The sequence below is a fragment of the Sutcliffiella sp. NC1 genome, from assembly GCF_027594365.1.
Taxonomy (GTDB): Bacteria; Bacillota; Bacilli; order Bacillales; family Bacillaceae_I; genus Sutcliffiella; species Sutcliffiella cohnii.
Genome location: NZ_CP115153.1, coordinates 3451551 through 3468212, shown reverse-complemented (window position 1 = coordinate 3468212; position 16662 = coordinate 3451551). Strand labels below are relative to the sequence as shown.

Genomic DNA, 16662 nt, shown 5'->3' with positions numbered 1-16662 from the left:
AGGACTTAACTACTCAACTTAATGGTTGAATATTATTTTTCCATTGTGCCTACCAAAATATTGTATCAACGTATACATCATTTTGACAAGTATTAAACAATGCTAATTATGGATAGACAGGAAACTTATATGTTTTTCCAATTTGAATTCGTTCAGGTGTAACATTATCATTTAGTAGTTCAAAATCGTGAATTAATTGTGGAACGGTTACCGGTAAAGGACCATTAGTTATTCTTTCCACTATAGTTAAAACGGTATCACCCGGCATTACTTCAATCATTACGTAATCTTCCTCTATAATTGAATCGGTATCTTCCAGTAATTGAACTATATTTGAAGCAGGTATACTATCTTCTTTAGGTGTAGGGATAGTCCCTTCTGTTAAATCATAGTATATGCTGAAAAATGTAATGCCAATTAAAAGTGTAACGAATAATCGAATCATAATTTTTCCTCCTTGGACAAGCATATTAATGTATACGCTCATTGGAAGAAAATATGACAAAAAAACATCAGCAAAATATTCACTGATGTTTTTACCAATTTACCACTGTGTAATGTCTTCTTCTTGCTCCTCGTTCACATCTTCTTTTATCTCTTTTACAATTAAATACAGAATAAAGAAAGCAGCAGTAAAGCTAATGATTGTAGTGTATGGAATATAGATTCCAATGAATTCTAATATAGCAAATAGAACTGTAGGAATTGTTACGGCATATGCAGATAAAATCCATGTATGACGATACTTTATAAATGGTTTATTTAAGCTACCTTTTAAAATAAGACCAACTAAGCCTAATAACGTAACTTGAATAAATTTGCCTATACTAAAAAGAATATACATGATAGCTGCAAATAAAAAGATAATAAGTGGTATGAACGAACCAACTGTATCTAAAAGTGATTCTAAGTCGGATTTTGAAATTGTAAATCCGTCTGTTTGACCTAGATCAAATATATCGGTTGTACCATCAATGATTGTAATCACTTCATAACGTTGTAACGCAATAACATCACCGAAATCTTCAATTTCAGAAAGTGAAAATTCAGAGTTAGGATCTAGCAATAGAACTAAACCGTCTTGGTCCATAATTAGGGGCTCATCTACATCAGCAGTAAACTCCCCGTTATCAATTACGAACTCTGGTAAATCACTTTTAACGACAGTTTCTGCTGCTGCATGTAATTGATTAATTGCTATTCCGATGGATATGAAAAATGGAATAGAAGTTATTAGTACAAGGAAGAATATGTACAATATCGTTTTCCCGATTCCTTGTTGATAAAAGTTAGCCATCTCTTTAGGAGAATAAAGGCTCTTTATAAATTGTTTAAAAATATTCATGCTACCCATCCCTTTACCGTTTTTTTTACAATTTAATGTTATCTGATTAGATACTGATAGTAAACGAAAATCTGTTTTATTTTTAATTGTAAATTACTTTGTAAAGATATTGTAAATTTTACTCTAGTTCTATTTACATTTCATTAATTATTCGTTAATAATTATGAAGGGCCAAGCTATGTTGGTTGCTGTCGATTAATGTCGAAAATATTTCATTTGGATTAAGGGGTTGTTACTTTTGGAAATCGACGTTCAGAGAACGATATTTGAATTTATAGGTGGTCTCGGTATTTTCCTTTTTGGTATTAAATATATGGGAGACGGACTACAAAAATCAGCAGGTGATAAACTGCGTGACATCTTAGATCGTATGACAACGAACCCATTTATGGGTGTATTAGCAGGTATTTTAGTTACAGTTCTATTACAAACAAGTACAGGTACTACCGTACTTACTGTAGGATTAGTAAACGCTGGTTTTATGACATTACGACAAGCAATCGGAGTAATTATGGGTGCAAATATCGGTACAACGGTTACTGCTTTCATCATCGGTATTAAAATTCAAGATTACGCGTTACCGATTATAGCTGCTGGAGCAATTTTAATATTTTTCTTTAAAGCAAAAAAATTACAATACTTAGGTCAAGTAGTATTTGGTTTTGGAGCACTTTTCTTAGGTCTTAAAATTATGGGAGACGGGCTTAAGCCTTTGTCTAAATTACAAGCATTCCATGATTTAACTGTTTCGATGAGTGACAATCCTATTCTGGGAGTAGTTATTGGAACTGTATTTACAGTAATAGTTCAAAGCTCAAGTGCTACAATTGGTGTTTTACAGGAATTGTTTGGTCAAGGAGCGATTGATTTAAAAGCATCATTACCAGTTTTATTTGGTGATAACATTGGTACAACAATTACTGCCATATTAGCTTCTTTAGGTGCTTCTGTCGCAGCAAGACGTGCAGCGTTAACGCATGTTATTTTTAACTTAATAGGTGCAACAGTTATTCTTATTATTTTAGGACCATTCACTAAATTTATTGCCTTTTTACAAGGTGCAATGGACTTAAATCCTGAGATGACAATAGCTTTCGCGCACGGAATATTTAACGTATCAAACGTTATTATTCAATTCCCATTTATCGCTTTATTAGCTATTCTTGTTACGAAAATTATACCTGGTGAAGACAGTGTAATTGAATATAAAGCTAAGCATTTAGATCCAATTTTTATTGAGCAATCACCTTCTTTAGCGTTAGGACAGGCGAAAGAAGAAGTAGTTCGCATGGGTGATTTTGCAGTTATCGGTTTAGAAGAAACAAAATCGTTTTTAACGTCAGGTTCTCAAAAACATTCAGAAATGGCCTTCCAATTAGAAGATGCCATTAATAATTTGGATCGAAAAATAACAGATTATTTAATTAAACTATCATCAAGTTCATTGTCTGCACATGAATCGGAAGAACATTCTATGCTTATGGACTCTGTTAGAGATATAGAACGTATGGGAGACCATTTTGAAAATATTTTAGAATTAGTTGATTATCAAATATCCAATAAAGTGAAGCTTACTGATAAAGCAGAGCAAGATTTAGAAGAAATGTTTGCCCTTACTATTTCAACAGTAAGAGAATCAATTGAAGCTTTAAAGACGAGTAACGTTGAACTTGCTAAAGATGTCATGCTAAAAGAAGAGAAAATTGATAAAATGGAAAGAAGCTTACGTAAGAAGCATATTTTACGATTAAACGAAGGATTGTGTACTGGACAAGCTGGTATCGTATACGTTGATATTATTAGTAACTTAGAACGTATCGGTGATCATGCAGTAAACATTGCTGAAGCAGTGTTAGGTGAAGACCACGGAACATATTAATGGCAGAAGAGCGAGTGGATCTCGCTCTTTTTCTCTATATTTTATTAAGAAAGTCTGATACGTTTATTAGAGGGAAATTATTGTTATTTTAAGGAGCGGTCAAAAATGGAATTATTATATTGGATAATAATCATTGCGCTGTTCGTTGTCGCGTTTATTGGGTTAGTTTATCCTATTATACCGAGTGTTCTTTTTATTGTTGGAGCGTTTCTTTTATATGGTGTTGCATTTTCGTTTGCTTCTTTAAATACATGGTTTTGGCTTATACAAGGCTTATTTGTATTATTACTATTTATTGCTGATTATTTAGCGAACATTATTAGTGTGAAGAAATTTGGTGGAAGTAACGCTTCTGTTTGGGGGAGTACAATAGGAATTCTTATTGGTCCTTTTGTCATACCGGTTGCCGGAATTATTTTAGGGCCATTCTTAGGTGCGATAATTGCAGAAATGTTAGTGAAAAAACAGGATATAAAAACTTCTATTAAAATTGGGGTAGGTTCGGTAGTAGGATTATTTAGTAGCGCAATTGTGAAAGGAATAGTTCAAGCGGTTATGATTATTTATTTCTTCATTGTCGTTTTATAAGCTTTTAAAATATTTTTTTAGTTACAAACTGTTGACAGAGACGGTCTCCCATGTTAAATTGGTATATGTCTCTAATGTGGCAGTTAGCTGACACAATAGAATAGTTGATAGGCTGACAAGTGCAGTTGATTCATTATATTCTATTTATATGGCGGTGTAGCTCAGCTGGCTAGAGCGTACGGTTCATACCCGTGAGGTCGGGGGTTCGATCCCCTCCGCCGCTACCAACTAAAGAGGACCCTTAGCTCAGTTGGTTAGAGCAGACGGCTCATAACCGTCCGGTCGCAGGTTCGAGTCCTGCAGGGTCCACTTTGCTAGCATATATATGGAGGAATACCCAAGTCCGGCTGAAGGGATCGGTCTTGAAAACCGACAGGGGTGTTAAAGCCCGCGGGGGTTCGAATCCCTCTTCCTCCGCCATACATAATAAATGATAAGAGCGTTATCTTCGGATAGTGCTCTTTTTTGTCGTTTCCTTTAAGATTTCATCCAAAAGTCTTAGTCTAATTTACAAATATATACTGATTTTACTTTTCACGTAATACAATATAGTAATTTTATAAATAGTAGGAGGTGACAATTTACAAAAATGACCTTAGATTAAGGTGTAATCTCTTCATTATTATTTTTATGATTGTAAATCAATTATTTTCTCATGTTTATGGAATCATATAAGTTGTGAAGGATAGTAATAAATGATTCTAGGAGTGTGAGAGATGAAAACGATTGGTGTTTTAACTAGTGGTGGAGATTCACCTGGAATGAACGCTGCTGTTCGTGCTGTCGTACGTAAGGCAATTTACCATAATCTAAATGTATTTGGGATTTATCAAGGCTACGCGGGTTTAATGGCAGGTAATATGAAGCAATTAGAATTAGGGTCTGTTGGGGATATCATACATCGAGGCGGAACGATGCTTTACACTGCAAGATCTGAAGATTTCAAAACATTGGAAGGTCAGCAAAAGGGCATAGAGCAATTAAAAAAGCATGGAATTGAAGGTTTAGTCGTTATCGGTGGAGACGGTTCATACAAAGGTGCACAAAAATTAACAGAGCACGGTTTTCCTTGCATCGGCTTACCAGGTACAATTGACAATGATATTGCAGGTACAGACTATACAATTGGTTTTAATACTGCGCTTCATACTGTGTTAGATTCAATTGATAAGATTCGTGATACTGCAACTTCTCATGAACGGACCTTTATTATTGAAGTGATGGGGCGGCATGCGGGTGACATTGCGTTGTGGGCTGGCCTTGCTGGAGGAGCGGAAACTATTATTATTCCTGAATTTGATACTACTATTGATGATGTTGCTAATCGTATCAGACAGGGACAAGAACGTGGAAAAAAACATACAATTATAATAGTAGCAGAAGGCGTATGTAGCGGAATGGAATTTGCGAAACAATTAAAAGAAAAAACTAACTTAGATACAAGAGTGTCTGTTTTAGGTCATATTCAAAGAGGTGGATCTCCAACTGCATTTGACCGTGTACTTGCTAGTAGGCTGGCAGGAAGGGCTGTAGAATTATTAATAGAGGGAAAAGCGGGAAGAGCAGTAGGAATGGAAAAAAGTGAAATTGTAGATTACTCTTTTGATGAAGTTTTTTCTATGCCGCATAAAATCGATGAAAGTATGTATCGATTGTCAAAAGAACTTTCTATTTGAAATGTAAGATGAATAGAAGAAAAAGAATTAGTAAAATATAGGTATGTTTAAGAGCAGATTGATTGAAACAATGATTAAATTTTGGTAATCTGAAATTGGAACTAAATAGTTCAAAATTTGTACATAAATTAGGAGGAGATTTTAAATGGCATACGAACTACCACAATTACCTTACGCTTATGATGCATTAGAACCACATATTGACAAGGAAACAATGAACATTCACCACACAAAACACCATAACACTTACGTAACAAATGTAAATGCTGCATTAGAAGGACATGCAGATTTACAAAGTAAGTCTGTTGAAGAGTTAATTTCTAATTTAGACGCTGTTCCTGAAAACATCCGTACAGCTGTTAGAAATAACGGTGGTGGACATGCAAACCACAGTTTATTCTGGACACTTTTAACTCCAGGCGGATCTAATGCACCGACTGGTGAATTAGCAGATGCAATCAACAGTAAATTTGGTAGCTTAGAAAGCTTTAAAGAAGAATTCACAAAAGCTGCTACTACTCGTTTCGGTTCTGGCTGGGCATGGTTAGTAGTAAATAACGGTGAATTAGAAGTAACAAGCACTCCAAACCAAGACTCTCCATTAATGGAAGGTAAAACTCCTGTTTTAGGTTTAGACGTTTGGGAGCATGCTTACTACTTAAACTACCAAAACCGTCGTCCTGACTACATCTCTGCATTCTTTAACGTAATTAACTGGGATGTTGTTGGTGAATTATACGAAAAATCAAAATAATGAATAATAAAAAGAAGCCTTTACAAACGTGAAGGCTTCTTTTTTTTGTTCTATTAAAAATGATTTTTAGGACTCCCTCCCCGCGGAAAGCCTGTAGCGAAGTGAAGCGGAATTACTAAAATCCATCATACTAAAGCCATTAGAAACAATCCGAAAAAAAGTACATATCTCTCCAACCTTTAAGACAAAATAATGTTAAGTTAAAGGAGCGAGAATTAAAATGGTTGGGATAAAAAAGATTTTTGGTGATGTAGAAGTAAATAAAGCCTTAGTATTACTACTCTGTATCGGTGGGCTATATTCTTTAAGTATTGCCCTATCTAACACGTTTGTGAACGTTTATTTATGGAAGCAATCAGGAGAATTTAAAGACTTAGGATTGTACAATTTAGCAATCGTCGTCTTTCAACCGCTAACTTTTATACTAGCAGGAAGATGGGCGAAAAAAATTGATCGTGTCATTGTATTACGGCTAGGTGTTATTTTTTTAGCTATTTTCTACTTAATGGTGCTTTTTATTGGAGAGCAAGCATCAACCTATTTGCTTTTGTTAGGTGGATTATTAGGAATAGGATATGGTTTTTATTGGTTAGCATTTAATGTTTTAACATTCGAAATCACGGAGCCTGAAACCCGAGATTTTTTTAATGGATTTTTAGGGATTATGACTTCCCTTGGTGGAATGATTGGTCCTTTTTCCGCAGGTTATATCATCTCGAAAATGGAAAAATTCACAGGTTATACGACAATCTTTACGATTTCTCTCGTTTTATTTTCCGCAGCTGTACTTCTAAGTTTCTTTTTAAAAAGAAGAGGTGCAGAAGGTAGCTATGAACTGTTTTTTGTATTAAAGGAACGAAAAAGAAATAGCAACTGGCGAAATATTACGAATGCACACTTTTTCCAAGGTATTCGCGAAGGTACGTTTATTTTTGTCGTTTCGGTATTAATATTCATTACGACCGAAAGTGAAATGGCTTTAGGTACATACGGTTTAGTGAACTCGGGAGTTTCATTTATTACGTATTATTTAGCAACACGACTAATAAAAAAGAACATGAGGAAAAAGTCTATTTTAATAGGTGGTATCCTTCTGTATTTAGCTGTTTTTCTATTAATATTCAATCTGACGTACACTAAACTAATTATTTATGCCGTTTTAATTGCAATTGCTTACCCTATTCTTTTAGTGCCGTATATATCTTTAACGTACGACGTAATTGGAAAGAGTCCAAATGCTGGGAAAATGAGAATAGAATATATTGTCGTACGGGAATTATTTTTAAATAGTGGAAGAGCCACATCGATACTTTTATTTTTATTCGCTGTTACGATGTTTGATGAAGCAAAGAGTATACCAGTATTGATGGCAGTAATTGGGCTTGGCCATACTATTATTTATTTCTGGATTCGCAATGTACATTTAACAGAACCTCCGAAGAAAGATCATCCTTACCCTGTTGTGGCAACTTTAAGGGATGGAGAAGGAGAAACTACACCATAGTTAATATTTATTTATAGAAAAAGTTCACGTTTTCTAATACAATATAAAAAGAGGGCACCAGCCTAATGGTGCTTCTTACTTTTGTAAAACGAAAAAGGTGTAGTGCTATGACTAATAAAAAACAAAATAAGAAGAAAAAGAATATAATTCCGTATCGTTTGAACTTATTATTTTTTGTCGTGTTTTTGCTGTTTTCGGCATTAATTTTGCGATTAGGATTCGTCCAAATTGTTTACGGTGAAAAATACCGAGTAGAAGTAGACCGTACAGAAAATATTACGGTCAACACTCCTGTTCCACGCGGGAAGGTGTATGACCGAAACGGTGATATCGTGGTAGATAATGAACCGTTAAATGCGATTACGTACACAAGATCGGGTAGTACAAAGGAACAATTAGAAGTTGCTGAAAAATTAGCTACAGTAATAGAAGTAACAGAAGAAATGATTGATAAAATTCAAGTGAGAGATAAAAAAGACTTCTGGTTATTAAAAAATGAAGAAGAAGCAAAAGAGCTAATTACAGATGAAGATAGACAAAAAGTTACCGAAGGGGAACTAGTTGAAAGTGACTTGTATAGGTTACAAATAGAAAGAATTACGGAACAACAGTATGAATCCTTTACGAAAGATGAATTAAAAGTTTTAGCAATCTTTCGCGCAATGAATAGAGGTTATGCTCTAACTCCTCAAATCATTAAAAATACAGATGTATCTGATGAAGAAATTGCTATTATTAGTGAAAGATTAAGTGAATTTCCAGGTGTTGATACGACGGTAGATTGGAATCGTAAAATGATTTACGGGTCTACATTAAGAACTTTACTTGGAAATATAACGACATCTGATCAAGGGCTACCTAGTGAGCGTTTATCAGAGTATTTAGCAAAAGGTTATAGCCGAAATGATCGAGTAGGAACTAGTTTTATTGAAGCGGAATACGAGCAAGTGTTACGAGGACAAAAGGCTAGAATAAGAAATGTTACCGATCAATCAGGTAATTTACTACATCAAGAAACCGTTTTTGAAGGTCAGCGAGGAAAAGACCTCGTCCTTTCAATCGATATTGAGCTTCAGCAACGTATTGAAGAAGTAATAACAAACGAATTACTGGAAGAGAAAAAATTAGCCCAGGCAGCTAGATTAGACCGTGCCTTTGTCGTTATTTTGGATCCAAATACTGGGGAAGTACTTTCTCTAGCTGGAAAAGTGTTGACGAAGGACAAGAATGGTGGCTACGAAGTGTTAGACCATGCCCGTGGAACTTTCCAAGAAGCATATCATGCAGGGTCAACGGTAAAAGGTGCAACTGTATTAACGGGCTATGAGACAGGGGTTATTTCTCCTGGGACAGTTCTTTATGATACACCGCTGAAAGTAGCGCAGGACCGACCGAAAGGTTCATGGCAAACTATGGGTAATATTGATGATTTAACTGCGTTAGAACGTTCTTCCAACGTTTATATGTTCCGAACAGCAATTAGAATTGCCAATGGTAATTATCAATATGGTCAACCGCTGCCAATTGATCCGGCTGGATTTGATCGAGTACGCTATTACTTTAATCAGTTTGGTCTTGGTGTGAGGACAGGAATTGACTTACCAGCTGAATCGTTAGGGTTCGCTGGGTCTGAAACAATACCAGGGAAACTAATGGACTTAGCAATTGGGCAGTATGATTTATATACAACATTACAATTAGCGCAATACGTATCTACAATTGCAAATGGCGGCTATCGTTTAAAGCCACAAATAGTTCGTGAAATACGTGAGCCAGTTTCAGAAGATGAGCTAGGACCTGTATTGCAACCATTTAAGCCGGAAGTATTAAACAGAATTGACATGCCAGATGATCAAATTAAACGAGTTCAAGAAGGATTTAGACGAGTTTATTTCGGTAGTAGGGGTACAGCTAGTAGTTCGACAGCCAAACAATATAAGCCTGCTGGAAAAACAGGTACAGCGGAAACAGGGAGAGGTACATTAACTTACAGCCTTGTAGGGTACGCTCCATACGATAATCCGGAAATCGCATTTGCGGTTGTTGTACCAGATGCAGCAGTAGTTGGTGGTACTATTCGAGGCGGTATAAGTACTCGTCTAGGCGATAAAGTAATGAAAACATATTTCGATCTAAAAGAAGAAAGAATAAAGGGAAATGTTAATAGTTCCAAAGATGACGACGAGTCAGAGGAAGATGAAGATACAGAAGAATAATAAGATGGTCAAAACGAGATTCTATAGAATCTCGTTTTTTTGCGCTAAGGAAACATTAATGTTGTGTGCTCCTAGTGATTTCTTCAGTTAGTAGGGACCAATCCGAAGTGTCATCACTTTTGTTATAAAGAGAGAATACCTTGGCCATGAAACTGGGCTTAAGTAGCTCGTTTGCAGGGCTACCGCTTGAGTGTCGTAATTTTCACATCGTTACACTTTCGGTTTTTTTATTCTGAAGAAAATAATTTTGAGGAAAATCACCCTATTTTACTTATTATTTTTCTCTTAATATCATTTACATAACAGCCGTTCGATTTTACTTAACAGCGCTCTGTATTTATTTATGCTCCTGCCCTATTAATTAGAAAATATTCCTTCTTTAACTCTCTTTTACAAAACATTTACATTCATTTCACACTCTATTAATACCTCATTAATACAACAGGTTTATTCTTATTCTTGTAGGACAAAACAAAAAACATTCATACAAGTAGGGGGAAAAAAAGAATGAAAAGCATGAGACGTTTATTTTTACTAATTTCTATGATAGCAATCGCTCTATTTGCAGTTGCTTGTAGTAGTGACACGAATGGCAACGGAGGAACCAACAACACAGGTAATAGTAATTCTGGTAGCGGTGATGCAGGAAGTGGAGAAGCTTCCGTAGAGTTAGAAGGAAGCGTAGTTATCGACGGATCAGGTACTGTTTATCCTTTAATGGCAAAATTAGCTGAAAACTACATGATTAATGAGCAAGAAGGAGTTTCTGTTGAAGTAAGTAGAGCAGGTACAAGTGCTGGATTCAAAAAGTTTTTAGTTGAAAATGGAACTGATTTCAACGATGCATCCCGTCAAATTAAAGATGAAGAACAAGCTGAAGCAGATGCACTTGGAATGGAAGTAAAAGAATTAAAAGTAGCTTTAGATGGATTAACATTTGTAGTACACCCTGAAAACGATTGGGCTACTGAATTAACTGAACAAGAAATTATTGATATTTTCTTAGCTTCAACTGGTAAAGAAAACTGGTCTGATGTACGTTCTGATTTCCCAAATGAGCCAATTAACACTTACGGTCCTAACGAAAACCATGGTACGTATGAGTTTTTCTGGGAAGTAATCTTAGGTAAAGAAGATTTATCTAGCGATGTTAACTTACAACAAGAATATTCTACTTTAGTAGATTTAATTTCAAAAGATAAAAACGCTATCGGATTCTTCGGATATGGTTACTATGCAAATAACACTGATAAATTAACTGCAGTAAAAGTAGACTTTGGTAACGGTCCTGTAGAACCTTCCTTAGATACTATTAAAGAAGATGGCGCATATGCTAACTTCACTCGCCCAGTATTCACTTACTTAAATGTGGATCACGCGAAAGAAAAGCCACAAGTATTAGACTTCGCAATCTACGCGATGAAATCTGTCAATGATGTAGCTGGAGAGACTGGATTTGCTCCACTTCCATCTGAAGAAATTGATAAAGTAGTTAGTGAGCTAGAAGCTCTTAAATAATAAAGTAATAGGAGAAGGTGGGTACAGTTACGTTACTCATCTTCTTATCTGTTAATCTTTGGCGCTTAGATGAAAGGGGTCTTCAAAAATGCCAGAAGTAACAACTAACGTAAAAAAAGCTAATGTTAGAGAATTAATAAAGAAAAATAAAAATACTGTAAACATGCACAAAATTTTAGAAACGGTAATGCCTAAACTTTTATTAGTAATTGCTATTATTTCTGTTTTAACGACAATTGGTATTATTCTCACACTCATAACGGAAACATTTGAATTTTTTAAAAGAGTACCGTTTGTGGAATTTTATACAGGCACAGTATTAAAGCCTTTAGGTGAAAATGCTCAATTCGGTATTTTACCCTTAATTGCAGGAACATTAATGTCTTCACTTATTGCGATGTGTGTCGCGATTCCGATTGGGTTAATGTCCGCTATTTATTTAAGTGAGTATGCGTCAGAAAGAGTAAGAAAAGCTTTAAAACCAATTCTTGAAGTGTTAGCAGGAATTCCAACAATCGTATATGGATTTTTTGCTTTAACGTTTGTAACTCCTCTATTAAGATCATTTATACCAGGTCTTGAGCCATCTAACATCCTCAGTCCGGGTATTGTAATGGGGATCATGATTATTCCAATGGTTGCATCTTTATCAGAGGATGCCATGAGTTCTGTACCTAAATCAATGAGAGAAGGTGCATTGGCATTAGGTGCTACAAAACTAGAAGTATCATGGAAAGTAGTGGTTCCTGCTGCTATGTCTGGAATTATTGCTTCTTTTGTACTAGCTATTTCCCGAGCAATAGGCGAGACAATGATTGTAACAATTGCGAGTGGTAGTTCAAAAAACTTTACATTTGATTTAACGCAATCGATGCAAACGATGACTGCTTATATTGTCGAAGTAACAGGTGGAGACGCTCCAGCCGGTTCAACTTTATATTACAGTCTATATGCTGTTGCAATGACGTTATTTGTATTTACTCTCGTGATGAATATGTTAGCTCAATACATCTCTCGTAAATTTAGGGAGGAATATTAATATGAAATATATTGATTCAGCTCAAGTACAAAAGAAAATGTCTTCTCGACTATTATTCAATCAAATTTTAAAAACATTGTTTTTCTTATCAACTATAGTAGGTTTAGTAGTTTTAGTTGTTTTATTTTATCGGGTTATTTCTCAAAGTATTGGTTGGATTGACTTATCCTTTTTAACGAATAAGTTATCTACTATGCCTGAGAGAGCTGGTATTATGGGTGCCATCTTAGGTACTGTTTGGTTAATGATAGTTGTTGCTCCAATTACGTTATTCCTTGGAGTAGGAACAGCAATATATTTAGAAGAATATGCAAAAAAGAGTAAATTCCAGTCCTTTATCCAAACAAACATATCAAACTTAGCTGGTGTTCCATCTATCGTTTTTGGTATTTTAGGGTTAACTATTTTCGTTCGAGCTGCTGGGCTAGGAAATATTATATTAGCTGGTGGATTAACGATGGCGCTCCTAGTATTGCCGATTGTCGTTGTTTCAAGTCAAGAAGCAGTTCGTGCTGTACCTTCTTTTTTAAGAGAGGCATCGTATGCAATGGGTGCAACTAAATGGCAAACTATTATCAAAGTTGTATTGCCAGCTGCATTACCTGGAATTTTAACTGGTACGATATTAGCACTATCAAGAGCAATAGGTGAAACTGCTCCGTTAGTAGTTATCGGTATTCCAGCATTATTAATTCCGTTTCCAGGTGGGATTTTTGATAAATTTACCGTTTTACCGATGCAAATTTATTATTGGACGGTGGACGCTGCACTTGTTGCCGAATATGCAAACTTAGCTGCTGCTACAATTGTTGTTTTATTATTTGTGTTATTCGCGATGAATTCAATAGCCATCTTTATACGAAATAAATTCCAACAACGATATTAATCTAACGGAGGGATAAACTATGGTATTAGCTACACAGTTAAAAAAAGATATGGAAGTTCAAGTGGATGTACAAGGGTTACCTGAACAAAAGAAAGTTGTATATAACACGAAAGATTTAAATTTATGGTACGGCAATGATCATGCATTAAAAAATATTAACCTTGAAATCAACGAAAATGAAGTTACGGCAATTATCGGACCTTCAGGTTGTGGTAAATCAACTTATATAAAAACGTTAAACCGAATGGTAGAGTTAGTTCCAACTGTTCGTATTTCTGGAGATATAACGTATCGTGAACAAAGTATTTTTCAAAAATCATATAAAGTGGAAGAGTTAAGAACTTACGTTGGGATGGTGTTCCAAAAGCCGAATCCTTTCCCAAAATCGATATACGATAACATTGCATACGGACCGAGAACGCACGGAATAAAAAATAAAAAAATATTAGATGAAATTGTAGAGAAAAGCTTACGCGGGGCGGCTATTTGGGATGAAGTAAAGGACCGTCTAAACGAAAATGCATACGGATTATCTGGCGGTCAGCAGCAACGTCTTTGTATCGCTCGCTGTTTAGCGATTGAACCAGACGTAATTTTAATGGACGAACCGACGAGTGCACTTGATCCAATTTCTACTTTAAAAGTAGAAGAACTAGTTCAAGAATTAAAGAAAGATTACAGCATCATCATAGTAACGCATAATATGCAGCAAGCAGCTCGTATTTCCGATAAAACGGCTTTCTTCTTAAATGGAGAAGTAATCGAATTTGATCAAACAAATAAAATCTTTTCTAACCCAAATGATAAACGTACAGAAGATTATATTACAGGCCGTTTCGGATAATAAAGGAGTGGGGATAAATGTCAGTTCGCGGAAAGTTTGATATTGATTTAGAGTCGTTACGTAATAAATTATTAGAGTTAGGTAGTTTAGCAGAAATTGCACTAGATAAATCATTTACTTCTTTACAGACAAGAAACATTGAAAGTGCCTTACAAGTGATTGAAGACGATAATCGGGTAGATAAATTAGATGAAGAAATTAATGATACTTCTATTATGTTAATTGCTAAACAACAACCTGTTGCTATTGATTTAAGGCGAATTATCGTGGCCATTAAAATTTCAACAGATGTAGAAAGAATTGCTGATCATGGAGTAAACATAGCGAAGTCTACTATACGTATCGGTGAAAACGACCCTTTCATCATTCCGATGGAAAATATCCAAAAAATGTATAGCATCGTTACGGAAATGTTTTCCCTGGCATTAAAAGCATATTACGATGAAGATATCGTTTTAGCAAAGAAAGTTGCAGGAATGGATGATGAGGTAGACGAGCTTTACGGAAAAAATATAAAAGAATTATTATCTTTAACTGTTGAAAACAAAGATATGATTCATCAAATTACCCAATTAAGTTTTATTTGCCGATTTTTAGAAAGAATTGCTGACCATACTACAAATATTTCAGAGAGTGTTTTTTATTTAGTAAAAGGTAAGCATTATGAATTAAACGTTTAATGGAAGAAGTAGGGGAAACTCTGCTTCTTTTTTTGTTGGTTTTATTATTCAGAAAATTACATTTATATGAGTTTGTCTTTTTTGTGAACTTAGTGTGAAAAAGGGAGAAATAAGGAGAAAAGGATTGAAAAATTGCTCTGAATTCGTTTACTTTGCCGTTTTGATGAATAGGAGGAATGTGGTATCATTTTTCTTGTTATAAACGGCCTCGGCTTTCTTGAGAGTAGAAAGTCAAAAATAAAAAACATATAGAAAGAGGTGTGCTATGAACATAGCAAACTTAAAACAAGAATGGTTTGGAAACATTCGCGGCGATGTTTTAGCAGGTATGACCGTTGCTTTAGCCCTTATTCCTGAAGCAATTGCCTTCTCCATAATCGCAGGTGTAGACCCCATGGTAGGGCTTTATGCATCCTTTTGTATCGCTGTTGTCATAGCTTTTACTGGTGGACGTCCAGGAATGATTTCAGCGGCAACAGGTGCGATGGCACTATTAATGATTACGTTAGTTGCAGATCACGGCATTGAGTATTTATTTGCTGCTACCGTGCTAACTGGTATTATACAAGTCTTGATGGGTGTATTCAAACTTGGAAAGTATATTTCATTTTTGCCACAAGCTGTTATTATTGGTTTTGTAAATGCCCTAGCCATATTAATTTTTATGGCTCAGTTAGAACAGTTTAAACCAGAAAAAGGCGGGTCCTTCTTAATGGTTGGATTCGTACTTGCAACGTTGGCGATTATTTATATTTTGCCTCGTTTCACGAAAGCAATTCCATCTGCGTTAGCGGCAATTGTAGTTATTACCGCAGTAGTAGTTTTTGGCGGTGGTTTTGGATTAGCAACGGTGGGAGATCAAGGTGAAATTACGAGAGCGTTACCAATTTTCCACATTCCGATGGTTGAACTATCTTGGCAGACGTTAATGATTATATTACCCTACGCGTTTACATTAGCAATCGTGGGAAATTTAGAGTCGTTATTAACGGCAACAATTGTAGACGAAATGACTGAAACGAAAAGTAATAAAAATCGTGAAATGAAAGGACAAGGTATTGCGAACATCGTAACTGGATTTTTCGGTGGGATGGCAGGTTGTGCAATGATTGGACAGTCTGTTATTAACGTTAAATCTGGTGGACGTGGTCGGCTCTCTGCATTAGTAGCAGGTGTGTTTTTATTATTTTTAATTATGGTATTAGGAGACGTTGTTATTCAAATACCAATGGCAGCATTAGTTGGTGTAATGGTAATGGTTTCTATTGGAACATTTGATTGGCAATCTATACGTGAATTACCTAAAACACCAAGAGCGGATGCTTTTGTAATGATTGTAACTGTTGCGATTGTCGTTTACACTCACGATTTAGCAAAAGGTGTTTTTGCAGGTGTTGTAATAAGTGCTTTAATCTTCGGTTGGAGAATGGCAAAAATTAAGGCACATGGTATGATGGACAACGATAAGAAAGTATACCGTATCCAAGGGCAAATGTTCTTTGGAACGATGAGTCATTTTATTGATTTATTTGATTATCAAAATGATCCTGAGGAAGTTGTAATTGACTTCTCTACTTCCCATATTTGGGATCAGTCTGCTGTAGTTGCAATTGGCAAAACTTTAGCTAAGTATCAAAAGTATAATAAAAAAGTAACAATTGTAGGAATGAATCCGGAAAGTGAAGCATTAGTAAATCGAATTGGTTTATCTGCTACTTCTGGACACTAAATTA

At 35.4% G+C, this 16662-nt stretch carries 14 protein-coding genes and 3 tRNA genes; 15 read left to right on the top strand and 2 right to left on the bottom strand.

Features of this window, described 5'->3' with window-relative positions; translation table 11 throughout:
• Nucleotides 1-106 precede the first annotated feature (106 nt).
• Nucleotides 107-445, bottom strand: a complete 339-nt coding sequence (locus O1A01_RS18190) for a hypothetical protein (protein WP_270064671.1) — start codon at nt 443-445, stop codon at nt 107-109.
• 99 nt (nt 446-544) lie between these two features.
• Nucleotides 545-1345, bottom strand: coding sequence for a DUF1189 domain-containing protein (locus tag O1A01_RS18185; protein WP_270064670.1), 801 nt, complete (start codon nt 1343-1345; stop codon nt 545-547).
• Nucleotides 1346-1583: 238 nt separating this feature from the next.
• Here O1A01_RS18185 and O1A01_RS18180 point away from each other — a divergent pair, with 238 nt between their 5' ends.
• The 15 genes from O1A01_RS18180 to O1A01_RS18110 all read left to right on the top strand — a co-directional run bounded on the left by O1A01_RS18180 (nt 1584) and on the right by O1A01_RS18110 (nt 16658).
• A complete protein-coding gene (locus O1A01_RS18180; RefSeq protein ID WP_270064669.1) occupies nt 1584-3224 on the top strand; it encodes a Na/Pi cotransporter family protein in 1641 nt (546 codons plus the stop codon).
• 105 nt (nt 3225-3329) lie between these two features.
• Complete coding sequence (locus tag O1A01_RS18175; RefSeq protein ID WP_270064668.1) at nt 3330-3812, top strand: DUF456 domain-containing protein; 483 nt, start codon at nt 3330-3332, stop codon at nt 3810-3812.
• Between the two features lie 150 nt (nt 3813-3962).
• Nucleotides 3963-4039: transfer RNA gene (locus tag O1A01_RS18170), tRNA-Met, on the top strand.
• Between the two features lie 8 nt (nt 4040-4047).
• A tRNA-Ile gene (locus O1A01_RS18165) sits at nt 4048-4121 on the top strand.
• Nucleotides 4122-4139: 18 nt separating this feature from the next.
• Nucleotides 4140-4232 (top strand) — tRNA-Ser (locus O1A01_RS18160).
• Between the two features lie 296 nt (nt 4233-4528).
• The gene (gene pfkA / locus O1A01_RS18155) at nt 4529-5488 is read left to right on the top strand and encodes a 6-phosphofructokinase (protein ID WP_270064667.1); all 960 of its coding nucleotides are present in this window, start codon (nt 4529-4531) and stop codon (nt 5486-5488) included.
• A 145-nt stretch (nt 5489-5633) separates the two neighbouring features.
• Complete coding sequence (locus O1A01_RS18150; protein ID WP_270064666.1) at nt 5634-6242, top strand: superoxide dismutase; 609 nt, start codon at nt 5634-5636, stop codon at nt 6240-6242.
• Between the two features lie 220 nt (nt 6243-6462).
• Nucleotides 6463-7746: an MFS transporter gene (locus O1A01_RS18145; protein WP_270064665.1), complete on the top strand. Its 1284-nt coding sequence runs from the start codon at nt 6463-6465 to the stop codon at nt 7744-7746.
• A gap of 107 nt (nt 7747-7853) precedes the next feature.
• On the top strand, nt 7854-9962 hold the full coding sequence (locus O1A01_RS18140; protein ID WP_270064664.1) for a peptidoglycan D,D-transpeptidase FtsI family protein: 2109 nt from the start codon (nt 7854-7856) through the stop codon (nt 9960-9962).
• 507 nt (nt 9963-10469) lie between these two features.
• Nucleotides 10470-11480 carry a PstS family phosphate ABC transporter substrate-binding protein gene (locus tag O1A01_RS18135; protein ID WP_270064663.1) on the top strand — a complete coding sequence of 337 codons (1011 nt, stop codon included), beginning with the start codon at nt 10470-10472 and terminating at the stop codon, nt 11478-11480.
• 88 nt (nt 11481-11568) lie between these two features.
• The gene (gene pstC, locus O1A01_RS18130; protein WP_270064662.1) at nt 11569-12519 is read left to right on the top strand and encodes a phosphate ABC transporter permease subunit PstC; all 951 of its coding nucleotides are present in this window, start codon (nt 11569-11571) and stop codon (nt 12517-12519) included.
• 1 nt (nt 12520) lies between these two features.
• On the top strand, nt 12521-13405 hold the full coding sequence (gene pstA, locus O1A01_RS18125) for a phosphate ABC transporter permease PstA (RefSeq protein ID WP_270064661.1): 885 nt from the start codon (nt 12521-12523) through the stop codon (nt 13403-13405).
• A gap of 49 nt (nt 13406-13454) precedes the next feature.
• A complete protein-coding gene (gene pstB / locus O1A01_RS18120) occupies nt 13455-14249 on the top strand; it encodes a phosphate ABC transporter ATP-binding protein PstB (protein WP_270066435.1) in 795 nt (264 codons plus the stop codon).
• A 17-nt stretch (nt 14250-14266) separates the two neighbouring features.
• A complete protein-coding gene (gene phoU / locus O1A01_RS18115) occupies nt 14267-14929 on the top strand; it encodes a phosphate signaling complex protein PhoU (RefSeq protein ID WP_270064660.1) in 663 nt (220 codons plus the stop codon).
• A 265-nt stretch (nt 14930-15194) separates the two neighbouring features.
• The gene (locus O1A01_RS18110) at nt 15195-16658 is read left to right on the top strand and encodes a SulP family inorganic anion transporter (RefSeq protein WP_270064659.1); all 1464 of its coding nucleotides are present in this window, start codon (nt 15195-15197) and stop codon (nt 16656-16658) included.
• Nucleotides 16659-16662: the final 4 nt, after the last annotated feature.